Here is an 11,735-nt window from a genome sequence, read left to right as displayed (position 1 = left end):
ATTTATCCATTATTTTTTTGAGTTTGTGTTTCTTGTGAATGTGAATGTGAAAAAGTTTTAATGGTGATCACATAGCCCAAGTTCGGACTGTTTAAAATAATATCTCCACTAAATTTGTTGCTGATAGAGTCATAAGTCGCATCAAGTACAACGTTACCTACATCATCACGTAATACTCGATGATTGCCATTTTCAGTTAATGTCCAATCAATACTATTAAGTGGTGACTGCCACGCTTCTAATGGCCACAAGGTAATCATCACATTAAACAATACTTGCTCTGGAGGTGGCAGTGTATCCGCAAGCCCTGCCATCACATAGGTATCTAAGGTTAAACCATCATAATCTAAACTCAATAGACGAGAGCCCCATGAAGCAAAACCGGCAAGAGCCAAATCATTCTCCGTTAGCTGCAATTGAACTGGAAGCTGTTGCTTGCTTCCTTGGAACTCAACCGAAATCAACTGACTCAAGGATAAGTCACTGCCATACTCATCAGGTTGAGGTAAGGTAACAAAAGTGCCTTGAGCGACCTCAACTTGATTAGGCTGTTTAATTGGTTTTGATGCACAACCCATTAATGTAAGTGACAGAATAAAGGCACTAAAATAGCGGAGTACAAACGGTGAATTCTTCATTATTTATCTCCTTTATTGTGAGTATAAGGCTGTGTAAGTTGACTTAATGGCGCTAGCAACCACGCGACAATGATACCCGTTAATACAGTAATACCAAAACTGTGAATGGCTTGGGTTTCACTTAATGCCAATAACCCAAAAGAAAGAATCGTAGTTAATGCCGATAATGAAATCGCTAATAAGGTACTTTCTCTATGGGAATTATCTACTTGTTTGTTCTGCTCGGCAAAAAACAGGGTGTAATCAATCCCTATTCCTAAAATCAACATCAAGGCCAGTAGATTAAACAAATTTAATGGCACCCCTGTTAATACAGTTACGGCAAGGCCTGCGCAACCAGCAATAAATGGCGGCAGTACAATTAAGAAGGCTTGTTTGACTTTATAACGAGGTAACAGCAATAAAAATATCGCCGCATACGCCATTAATAACAACTCGGTAATTCGCTGTCGGTATTGAGCAAATAAAGTGGAAATTTCTTCGGCTTTATTGAGATAGGTCGCGTCGTTATTTTTAGCAAACTCACTCAATGTGGCACTGTCTACTTCTTGATTAAAGGTGATCACCGAAGCGAACACATCGTCAATATGACCAAGCCACAAAAAGCCTACGGTTTCTGAGATGGGTGATGCTAAAAACCCTTCAATCGTTAGCGCTTGATACGGCTGTAATGCTGATAGTGCTTGCTTTTGCTGTATCACTTTTTGATAAGCATCTGCTTGCTGTTCATATAGATCACTAACGAGCTGATAATTCTCTTGTTGTGTTTTTTGTGATGGCACATAACGGCTGATGGATTGGAAACCACCAAAGTCACCACTCTGCTCAAGCTTATCTGATACTCGCTCTAATTTTTGTAATAACGCTTCTTCTGTCTTTGCTCTAACCAACAATAATTGTTGAGATCCACCAACACCGGTAATGGCTTTTATCTCTCTTTCTTGCTGCTGTAATGCTTGAGGCAGAGCTTGAAGTTGGCGAATATCATCATCGTATTTCGCCTGTGTTACCCCAAATACTGACGCGATTAAAAGGCTGAATGGCAGTACTAAGCGGAGCAACGGTTGTTGCCATACCAATAGCCATTGGCTTAGCGCTCGTTGAGCTGGAATAACATGGTACTTGCTCGGCTTACTGGCTAATACAGGATACCAACAGACAACGGTAAAATAAGCGGCAGTTAAACCAATCGCAGAAAAGAGCGATAATTGCTGTAAGCCAGGGAACGGCGCAATCAACATTCCAAGGTAGCCAATTAAACTGGTAATTAAACCAAGCGTGATTGCTGGGAAAAGTTGTTTTATACCTTCGACAGAATTCCACTTTGCCCCTGCATTTAAGCGATCAGTTAAAAAATGAAACGCATAATCTATCGAGACACCAATTAAGCTGGCACCAAAGACTAAACTGAATAGATGAATAGATCCAAATAAGCTAATGGTTAGTACATAGGCGCAGAATAAGCCTGTGGTTATGGATAATAATGCTAACGCTAATGGCAACGTACTGCGATAGACCACCAGAACCAGTACAAAAATACCAATTAATGAGCCTAAGCCTATGGTACTGATCTCCCCTTTTGCACTCTCTGTGCCATGAGCGGCATAAAAGATAACGCCAGTATGTTGAATATCAACGTCAAACTGGGTTTCTGTCTTCCGCTCTACTGCCAGTAAATCAGGCAATTGCTGCTGTAAAGAGAGCTGATAGGATGATCCGGCAAGATCGGCGGTGATCACGATGTATTTCTGTTGATCCACCGCGGCTGTTAAGTAGCCATTCTCGATTTGGATATTACCTGAGCTTTGAACCAAGCCTGATAAATAATCTCGAAACAGTAAAAAGGGGTCGCTTTCTAACTCAGCGCCTGTAACACCAGAAAAAGGGTTATATAACGCATGCAACACGTGTTGGACTTGCTGCTCTGGTTTATCCGTTAATTGCTGTTTCTGTTTCTCGCTTAGCAATTGCGCTCGTGCGGGAAAGTAGTATTGACCCCACGCCTGTTGCTGATTTTCGCTCACCGTTGCCGTCACTGAATCAAACATCGGCAATTCAGTTAAGGCTTGGCTAAAATTATCAACCGCTGTAATCAGTGTTTTATCTTGGCCCTGCGTTTGATGTACGACAAACACCACTTTATCACTCATGGTGCTAGCAATATTATCAAAGGCTTGTTGAGCGACCGGATCTTGTTGATTATCTGGCAGTAGCGCTAGAATATTAGTTTCAATCGGTAATGCGCCTTTGGTGCTGGCTTGATAGCCAAACACACCCAAGATTATCAATAATACCAATGACCAAATTAACGCCAGCAAACGCGGTTTCATTATCATTAATTAAATACCGTTAAAAGGTAAATGCAGCTAACTCTTTTTCTGTTAAAGAGCTTGGTTGAGTGGATTGCTGAGTAAACACCATTTCAGTGACATCACCACGAACTTCACTTAATACAACTCGGTTCAGGTATTGCCCACCTTCAATCTTAATTGACTTAAATATACTATCAATTGGCGAAGTTGTTGGTATAAGCAATAGCGTCCAAACGTCTTTCTCTCCTGAAAGCTGTAATGTGAAATTCTCTTCTATCGCGTCAGTATCGCCTTTAAACAGAGACAAAAATAGACGCGTAAAATAGAACGCCATCGGGTTCTCAGAATCATTCATTACTTGTACTTCACCATTGATTGATTGGCGAAGTTTATTTTGAGTTAATGTTAGATTAATTGGGAATGGCTTGGTTTGCTGCCACAGCAGTCCCTTTTCATGGTCCAGCAAAAATGTGCCTGATGTTGATAAAGGCTGACTAAACATCTGCATGGTACGAACCTGCTTAAACTCACCGCGAACCAATGTCGATTGCGCGAGTTGTTGCTGCAGATCATCAATATCAAAAGCAAAGCTATTCAGGCTAAACAATAAAAAGAACGAAGCAATCCATAATGTAAAACGCTGTTTATGATTAACCATGTTGATAAGCCTCTACTTTATCCGTAAATATACGAGGTGAGACAAAACACATCTCTTCGGTTTCAATTGAAACCGCAACTTGCATGGTGTGTGCTTTTGTCATTCTAACGCCTGAATCGGCATCATAAATAACGTAATCTACACGCATACGATTTTCCCATTCGGTTAATGTGGCCACCACGCGAATGGTGTGATCGTAAGGAATGGATTTTACATATTTCACACGAGTGTCAATGATGGGCCAAACATAGCCTGACGCCATCATATCTCGGTAGCTATATCCTATCTTCTCAAGCATTTCATGACGTGCTTTTTCAAAGAAACGAAAATAATTACCGTGATACACCACGCCCATAGGATCTGCATCCTGAAAGGCGGTGGTGATCAACACTTCTGCACTTAATACGTGAGTATTCCCTTCAGCACCTTCAGCATTAACTACAGAGTTTGACATTAGTATAGCGTCCAATGTTGTTGTTGAATTTTATCAATGAAGTTGCGTAAGTCTTGCTCTAACGGACGATCTTCATCTACAAAGGTAAACTCTGACAACACAGCATCACGCATAGTTTTTAGCTCAACACTTAGCTCATCATCACTTAACTCGCCTTGTCTCTCGCGTAATACTAACGCTTGAGTCGCCGCTAATAGAGAAGCTGACGTAACTTGCTCTGTCAATTGAAGTACACGTAAACAATCACGTGAAGCAATAGTACCCATGCTCACTTTATCTTGGTTATGGCACTCTGTTGAACGTGAGAATACGCTTGCTGGCATCGTGCCTTTAAGCGCTTCTGCTGTCCATGCTGAGATACCAATTTGTACCGCTTTAAAGCCATGATTAATTGGTTTACGAGCGCCCGTTGCGCCAGTCAGGTTGAATGGTAAACCGTTATTAAACTTATAATCCATTAACTGTGCCATTTGGCGATCTAACAAATCAGCGATGTTAGCAACCGCTGTTTTTAGCATATCCATCGCCATGGCAATGTGACCACCGTAGAAGTGACCGCCATGAAGAACACGCTCATTATCACCATCAATAATTGGGTTATCGTTAGCGCTGTTCAGTTCGTTCTCAATCATTTGACGTAAGAACGGTAGGCTATCTTGCAGAACACCAATAACGTGTGGCGCACAACGTAGAGAGTAACGGTCTTGTAGGCGATCACTGTTTCTTGGTGGCGTTTCATTGTGTAAATCAGAACGTAACCATGATGCTATTTGTTGCTGGCCTGGATGCGGTTTTACAGCAAATAAGGCTTCATCAAAATGGAAGTCATTGCCCTGCATGCCAACAGATACCATTGCGGTGATCTTCGTTGCCATTTGCGCTAAGTATTCTGCACGTTTATACGCTAAACACGCCAATGCCGTCATTACTGATGTACCGTTCATTAACGCTAAACCTTCTTTTGGTTTTAGCTTAATCGGTGTGATGTTTAGCTCTTTAAACACATCGGCAGTTGCACGAATTTCACCTTTATAGATAACTTCACGCTCACCAATTAATGCTGCAGCAAGGTAAGAAAGTGGGGTTAAATCACCACTTGCGCCCACTGAGCCTTCTTGAGGAATGCGCGGTGAAATTCCGTGGTTAATTAAGGTGACAATTTGGTTTAACAAATCGTGAGTGACGCCTGAAACGCCTTGAGATAAAGAACACAAACGCGTGGCTAATACCGCACGAGATTGTTGCTCATCTAAGTTTTCACCTAAACCACAGCCGTGAAAACGTGTTAAATGTAATGGCAACTCATCCACTAGATCCATAGGGATCGCAACCGTACAAGAATCACCATACCCCGTTGTTACACCATAGATAACGCCTTCTTCTTTTAGAAGTCGCTCAAGGAACTCCACACCACGATCAATTTTAGCAGTGAATTCGTCGGCGTTATTTAATTGTGCGTTTGCACCATTTGCAATCTCAACAACGTCTTCAATCGTCAGACGCCCCTTACCAAATGTAATTGAATTAGTTGTCATCTTTCTTTCCAGTTAACTGCCAAAAATTAAAAAAGTTATACCACTGTGATGGTGCCTTTAATGTGAAATGCTCCAAACGCTGGGCATAATTTTGTACGACTTCTTGCAAAGCCTCTTCTCGCTGTCCACGAGGTAAAATAATTTGTTCTGAGAACGGTTCAAAATACACATCAAAACGTGGTTCTTTTTGTGTATCGTCACGTAGCCCAAACATTAAATAAACCGGTTGTTTTAAAATAGACGCCAGCATAAATGGCCCCTGCGGGAACGGAGCTGGTTTACCTAAGAAATCCGCCCAGATAACGCGATCTTCTTTAGTGACTGAGGTTCTGTCTCCCACAATCACAATCCACTCACCAGCATCAATTTTCTGCTGCAATAAAATGGCAGTATCTGGCCCCATTTTACTAACCTGAATTAAATTGATATCTGATTGAGGATTCACGGTTCTCATCACGGTATTAAAACGCTCAGCATGATCGGTAAATACTAACGCATTAATTTTTAATTCTTTATGACGACGGCTTAATGCTCGGCATAACTCTAGATTACCCAAATGTGAGCCGAGCATAACAATGCCTTTTTCACGTTTAAATAACGCTTCATAATGCTCAATACCATGCACAGTTAAATTTCTTTCAGAAAAATCACCACGCCATGCAGCTAGCTTATCGAGCATAGTTTCACCAAATGACACTAGGTGGCGATAAGGGCTGAGTTTTTCAGGCAGTGTGATGCCTTTAATTCGAGCGTACGCATTTACTTGTTGAATAAAATCATCAGACGCTTGTTTTACTGAACCGCCACGTAAGTAGTAATACGCCATCACAGGTTTTAGCAATACCGAAAATACGCCACGACCAAACGTTGAGTAAATCCAAAGCAAAAATTGAATGCCTAAAATCGTACCGCGCTCGGCGTGTGAAGACCAATGATCGTCTTGAACTGGCTGGCGACGAAGCAACGATGGAATGCGAGGTAACATACCAAAAACAAGTTTTGTATGCATCCAGCTGATTTTTACGTTATCCCATAGTGCATCAAAATGAGAGATGCCATCTTCTGGGTAAATAACACGCGTATTAATAAAACGGATATCCGTCTCATTCCAATACATACGAACCATTATTTCGGTATCGAAATCCATTCGACGGCCAATAACCACTCGCTCTAACACACCGATAGTTGGGCCTATTGGGTAAGAGCGAAAGCCACACATGCTGTCTTTAATGGCAAATGATAGTGTCTCTATCCAAACCCAAACATGCGTAACATAGCGGCCGTATAAACGTGATTTAGGCACACTCTCGTCATAGATTGGCTGACCTGAAATCAAAGCGGTTGGGTGAGTTTGTGACTCTTTAATCAGTTTAGGTAAAGCCTCTAAATCATGCTGACCGTCAGCATCAATTTGAATCGCATGGCTAAAGCTTCGCTGATATGCGGCTTCAATCCCTGCAATGACGGCGCCACCTTTGCCTTGGTTTTCAGCTAACGTAATTAACGTTATTTGATCATTATTGGCAGTGACATCCGCTAATATCTGTTTTGTTTCTCTATTACTGCCATCATCAACAATCAGCATTGGATAACCAAAGCTCATTAGTGATTCCACCACTGCAGGGACTGTTTTGCCATGGTTATAGCAAGGAATAAGGAAACAAGGACGGAATGTTGTCATATTATTGTCCTAATAAAATTAGGCCAGAAGAGTGTTTACTCATACTCTCACCTTGTTTAGAACTAAAAGCAAAATAGAGCTTCTCTTTGTCTTTTACCCAACGAAGTTCTAATTCAACTTCGGTATTTGGCAAAATCGGTTCTTGAAATTTTAAAACTTCCATGCCTTGAAAAACAGAAGTTGCTTGTAGGTACATCTGACCATAATAAATTGCCCAATCGACCTGAGTAACTCCAGGTAATAATGGATGACCAGGAAAGTGCCCTGTAAAATCCAAAATATCGTCATCGACATGCATTGTAATAACAACGCTTGGTTGATTTTGATCTTCTGTGTCTATTTTCGTAGATATAATGGTCGGTTTACGTTTTGTCATGAGTACTTCTTTTAATCATTAACATCATTAAATAGTTGCTGTAAGTCGTGCATTTGACGCTTACCTTGACTATTTAATGGGATCTCTTCTACCGCTCTAAAGCGACGTGGAATGCCTACTGGCTCTAGCCACTCTCTTAATTCAGAGCGTAATTTTAACCAAAACTTACCTTTAGAGCCTTGTTGTATTAATTTATTCCCAGTGTCTGAAAGAACAATAACAGCCCCTAATACGGTGCGTTTGGCTTCTTCCATTGGGATCACGGCCGCTTCATCAATCCATTCTAATTGCATTAAACGCTTTTCAACTTCAGTAAGTGATAATCGTTTTTCTTCAATTTTGATGACTCTATCCACTCGCCCTTTTAGCATGAATTGCCCATTATCCAACAAATCACAGTAATCACTGGTCGGATACCACTGTGACTCATCAATGAAAGGTGATAATAGTTCTAGGCAATGCTCAATATTCAAACGAGCTTTATGAGAAGGAAAGAATGTCCAGAGGGATGTTGGTTCTATTTGTTGACGATAACCGACCCCACCCGTTTCTGTGCTGCCGTACACTTCAAATGGACGCAAAGAGAGTTTCGCTTCGCTCTGATCTGCTCCCTCAATAGCTAAAGGACCACCTGAAGAAAAAACCATTTGGTAGTGATTGTAACCTTCATGATCAGCAAGACGTTTTAATAGCGCAGGACTGCAAATGAGTGTTTTTTTATGCTCAGGTTGATGAGATAAAATTTGCTCTGGATAAATGAAATTTGTTCGACTGAACGCACGACCTGCGCACAATGGCCATAATACCCGAAATAACAAACCATAAATATGTTGATGAGAAACGGTGCTGTAAATCTCAGTCGCGTCTAGTTTATCACCCCATAATTGTTCCAATTGCTCAATTTCATTACTCAGTAACTGCAATGTTTTTTCGATTGGTTTTGGAGTATCTGTCGAGCCAGAAGTAAACAAAGTTAGACGAATATTGCCGAGTTCTAACGGAGATAATACACTCATGACATTATCGGAAATAGTTTGATAATGACGATGATGTTCGCATGGCATGACTTGAATAATGTCATCATGCAACAGCGCATCAAAATGTTCAGATAATTCAGTTAATGCCGCTGGTTGGTGATTACCGGGTAAAATAATGTGTTTGCCTGCATGAGCCAAAGCAAGAAAAGAGACAGCAAACTGATAACTGTCGTCAAAGCACAATGCCCATTTTACTTCTGACTGATGAGATAAATAGCCACACACTCGTTGCACATCATGTTGAAACTGCTGATAACTCACGTATGTGTGCTGCTCATCGAAACACACATGATGGGTTAGATTTTCTTGGTTGGTAAGATCGGAAAGTGCTGTGTAGCTCATGCTTCTTTTCTCTTTATCCATTGACGCACTAGCCATTCAGTGACAAATAAAGTCCCTATCAATAAATAGCTAACAAAACCGTTATACAACATCCATACTTTCATCTCTAAAAAACAAGTAGAGAGTGAAATCGAACCGTTAATTACAAAAAAAACACACCACACTTTAGTTACGGTTCTCGTGTAGGCCACGCCACTTGGTGGAAGATCAGGTTCTTGAAGGCGAGCAAAACGTTCAATCATACTTTGAGGCTGAAATAACGTCCAAAAAAAGACGGTAAACATAACGACATTAACGATCACAGGGTAAAACGTAAACCATCCTTCCGATCGAAATAACCAGCCTAATCCAGCAAGAATGATTCCAGCTCCACCACTTATCATGGCAATGTATTTTAGCTCTTTTATTGGAACTTGTTTTCCACCAACCATTCGCACCAGAAACAACACCGCTAGCACGCCTGCTACTGTCGTAATTCCACCAAAGTGAAGACCGTAGTAAACCGCTAGCGGATAAGCAAGCAGTGCAATGGCTGACAGTACCGTCAGCCAACGCATTATTTTAGAAGCGCTGCTACAGAGTTAACCACGTCATCAACGGTGCGAACTTCTTTAAACTCTTCTGGCTTGATTTTTTTGCCTGTTACTTTTTGTAAATGGACAACTAAATCAACGGCATCAATACTGTCTAAATCTAGATCTGTGTATAGCTGAGCTTCAGGCGTGATATCCGCTTCATCGATTTCAAATAATTCAACCAATGCCGCAGTCACTTGCTCTAATACTTGCTCTCTATTTACCTCTGTCATGACTTACTCTCTTACGCTTTATTTGCAGTAATGTATGCAGCTAAGTTTGCTACTGACGCAAAATGTTCACGAGTTTGAGTATCGTCAGCATCCAATACTAAGCTGTATTTTTTCTTAATCGCTAAACCTAATTCTAGAGCATCAATTGAATCTAATCCTAAACCATCACCGAACAATGGTGCATCAGTTTCAATATCATCCACTGAGATATCTTCTAAATTCAGTGCTTCAATAATTAATAATTTAATTTCGTTGTGTAATGCTTCCATCAATGACCTACTTATTTTCTTTTGATGTATTAAATTTATTTTTGAGGATACAAAGCTGTATCTAAAAATCGATTTACGTTTCGAGCCGCTGAAGAAGGTGAATCAGCGCCATCGATAAAAGGGGCTATAGCAACCTTTTCTTTCACTTCAACATGAAAAAAAGGACGAACATCAGGTACTTGATACCACTTTGCTTCTTTGGTTAAAAAACTTGGCGTCACTGTCACATGAACAATGCGTAAATCACTTTCACTACGCACAGCTATTTGGGCAGCCCCACGCTGAAGCTTAGAGGTGATACCTGGTGTTGTTCGAGTGCCTTCTGGAAAAACCAATAATACATTTCCAGAATTTAATTTCTCTGAGCACTCTTCTAAAAAAGCCTCAGGTTCTCTGTTTGGAATATAACCAGCGGCTCTGACAATCCCGCGGATAAAGGGATTATGCCATAATGCTGCTTTAACAATACAATCACACTGCTTCAATTGTGAAGCAATTAAAACATAATCGATCAAACTGGGATGATTTGCGACAATCAGACAATTTTTATCACCCTGTAAGAGTTCAGCACCATCGAATTGATATTTAATCGCACGGCTATAATGCATTGTTTTACAAAAGAGAAGAAAACTTCTTTGTATGATAGCTTGCACTCTGATTTCACGTTGTTTGATATTTTTCGCCGTAAACGTTAATAACGGAAAAACAATAAACGTTAAGCAAAGTGCACCAATTCCGAATAAGGAAAAACAGAATCCAGTGGCTACGATTCGCCAACATTTATCAATACGTAAAATCAAAGTCATTTGTTATTTATGCGTCCATGTCCATTGTGTTGAAGAACTCTCTATCATCCATTGAGAGTGTGATCCTACTAACTTAGAAATACATTGCAAGCCATGAGGCATTACATCTGGCTTAATTGAAGGTTTCTTGTTCCATTGAAGAGTAAAATCATCGCCACCGCTCAATATAAGACCAAAAGCGTAACCCTGATATTCCTGTTGTTCGAATTCTTGATAATGTGAAGGAAGTGGCTCATCAAAGTCAATCACTAAAACACGGTGATTCGAGTTATCACTCAAATACGCAGCGGCTTCTATTAATGCTGAATTAAATGTATTTTCGCCTGCTGCAATCGAAGTTACTGGGATGGCCTTTTTGGCTGTAATAGTGAACAAACCAGCAGCCGTATTATGAACTGATTGAGAAAACGCCATTGGAGAGGCATCTTCACCTTTTAAAATGTCTTCTAGTAAAGCGCAGGTTCTTGTTAATTCTCCGTGACGGCTAGCAAAGATTAAATAATCAACCTCTTGTTCTTGAACTAAAGTAAGTGCAGTTTGAACCGCCAACTTACTTAATGAGCTCATTCTTCTTCGAGCCATCGCGGGGATTTTATCGACAGGGGCTTTCTCTCCCTCAGGCCAGATGAAATTAGTTTCCTGCCATTCCTGCCACGCTGTTTTTGTGTCTATTCCAGCAGAAATTGCGTGCCAATCAATAATATTAAAATTTGCGTATGCCATGATGTCCATCTAGTCGTAAAAATATTACAATTTATTACCCTACTCGTATAGGATATATGAATTCAGTGACTTGGCGCAAATACAAAAATGACGAGT

Annotated in this window: 13 protein-coding genes; all 13 read right to left on the bottom strand. The window is 40.6% G+C overall.

All coding sequences use genetic code 11. The features are described 5' to 3' along the window. Positions 1-2: 2 nt before the first annotated feature. From PVK63_RS00495 to PVK63_RS00435, 13 genes are read right to left on the bottom strand one after another with little or no spacing between them, the layout of a single operon-like run. Complete coding sequence (locus tag PVK63_RS00495) at positions 3-638, bottom strand: DUF3261 domain-containing protein (RefSeq protein ID WP_242511052.1); 636 nt, start codon at positions 636-638, stop codon at positions 3-5. After that, on the bottom strand, positions 638-2,974 hold the full coding sequence (locus PVK63_RS00490) for an MMPL family transporter (RefSeq protein WP_274439749.1): 2,337 nt from the start codon (positions 2,972-2,974) through the stop codon (positions 638-640). Before PVK63_RS00490 ends, PVK63_RS00495 begins: the two co-directional genes overlap by 1 nt. Before the next feature lie 13 nt (positions 2,975-2,987). Further along, the gene (locus PVK63_RS00485) at positions 2,988-3,608 is read right to left on the bottom strand and encodes a LolA family protein (protein WP_130086621.1); all 621 of its coding nucleotides are present in this window, start codon (positions 3,606-3,608) and stop codon (positions 2,988-2,990) included. Next, complete coding sequence (locus tag PVK63_RS00480) at positions 3,601-4,062, bottom strand: acyl-CoA thioesterase (protein ID WP_122035598.1); 462 nt, start codon at positions 4,060-4,062, stop codon at positions 3,601-3,603. Before PVK63_RS00480 ends, PVK63_RS00485 begins: the two co-directional genes overlap by 8 nt. Then, positions 4,062-5,597 (bottom strand): HAL/PAL/TAL family ammonia-lyase, encoded by a 1,536-nt coding sequence (locus PVK63_RS00475; RefSeq protein WP_130086620.1) that lies wholly within the window; start codon positions 5,595-5,597, stop codon positions 4,062-4,064. Before PVK63_RS00475 ends, PVK63_RS00480 begins: the two co-directional genes overlap by 1 nt. Beyond that, positions 5,587-7,278 carry a glycosyltransferase family 2 protein gene (locus PVK63_RS00470; RefSeq protein WP_130086619.1) on the bottom strand — a complete coding sequence of 564 codons (1,692 nt, stop codon included), beginning with the start codon at positions 7,276-7,278 and terminating at the stop codon, positions 5,587-5,589. Before PVK63_RS00470 ends, PVK63_RS00475 begins: the two co-directional genes overlap by 11 nt. Before the next feature lies 1 nt (position 7,279). Then, positions 7,280-7,654, bottom strand: coding sequence for a 3-hydroxyacyl-ACP dehydratase FabZ family protein (locus PVK63_RS00465; RefSeq protein WP_274439748.1), 375 nt, complete (start codon positions 7,652-7,654; stop codon positions 7,280-7,282). Between the two features lie 11 nt (positions 7,655-7,665). Further along, the gene (locus PVK63_RS00460; protein ID WP_165371171.1) at positions 7,666-9,054 is read right to left on the bottom strand and encodes an AMP-binding protein; all 1,389 of its coding nucleotides are present in this window, start codon (positions 9,052-9,054) and stop codon (positions 7,666-7,668) included. Beyond that, positions 9,030-9,590: a hypothetical protein gene (locus PVK63_RS00455; RefSeq protein WP_130043149.1), complete on the bottom strand. Its 561-nt coding sequence runs from the start codon at positions 9,588-9,590 to the stop codon at positions 9,030-9,032. Before PVK63_RS00455 ends, PVK63_RS00460 begins: the two co-directional genes overlap by 25 nt. Next, a complete protein-coding gene (locus PVK63_RS00450; RefSeq protein ID WP_130043148.1) occupies positions 9,590-9,841 on the bottom strand; it encodes an acyl carrier protein in 252 nt (83 codons plus the stop codon). The genes PVK63_RS00455 and PVK63_RS00450 overlap by 1 nt, the downstream gene beginning before the upstream one ends. A gap of 11 nt (positions 9,842-9,852) precedes the next feature. Next, positions 9,853-10,110, bottom strand: coding sequence for a phosphopantetheine-binding protein (locus PVK63_RS00445; protein ID WP_242504782.1), 258 nt, complete (start codon positions 10,108-10,110; stop codon positions 9,853-9,855). Between the two features lie 35 nt (positions 10,111-10,145). Next, positions 10,146-10,916, bottom strand: a complete 771-nt coding sequence (locus PVK63_RS00440) for a lysophospholipid acyltransferase family protein (RefSeq protein WP_274439747.1) — start codon at positions 10,914-10,916, stop codon at positions 10,146-10,148. Between the two features lie 3 nt (positions 10,917-10,919). Continuing rightward, positions 10,920-11,639, bottom strand: coding sequence for a beta-ketoacyl synthase chain length factor (locus PVK63_RS00435; RefSeq protein WP_165371170.1), 720 nt, complete (start codon positions 11,637-11,639; stop codon positions 10,920-10,922). Positions 11,640-11,735 lie beyond the last annotated feature (96 nt).

This window comes from Aliivibrio sp. S2TY2 (genome assembly GCF_028765525.1).
Classification (GTDB): domain Bacteria; phylum Pseudomonadota; class Gammaproteobacteria; order Enterobacterales; family Vibrionaceae; genus Aliivibrio; species Aliivibrio finisterrensis_A.
The sequence above is the reverse complement of the archived record's forward strand: the minus strand, read 5'-3'. Positions and strand labels throughout refer to the sequence as shown.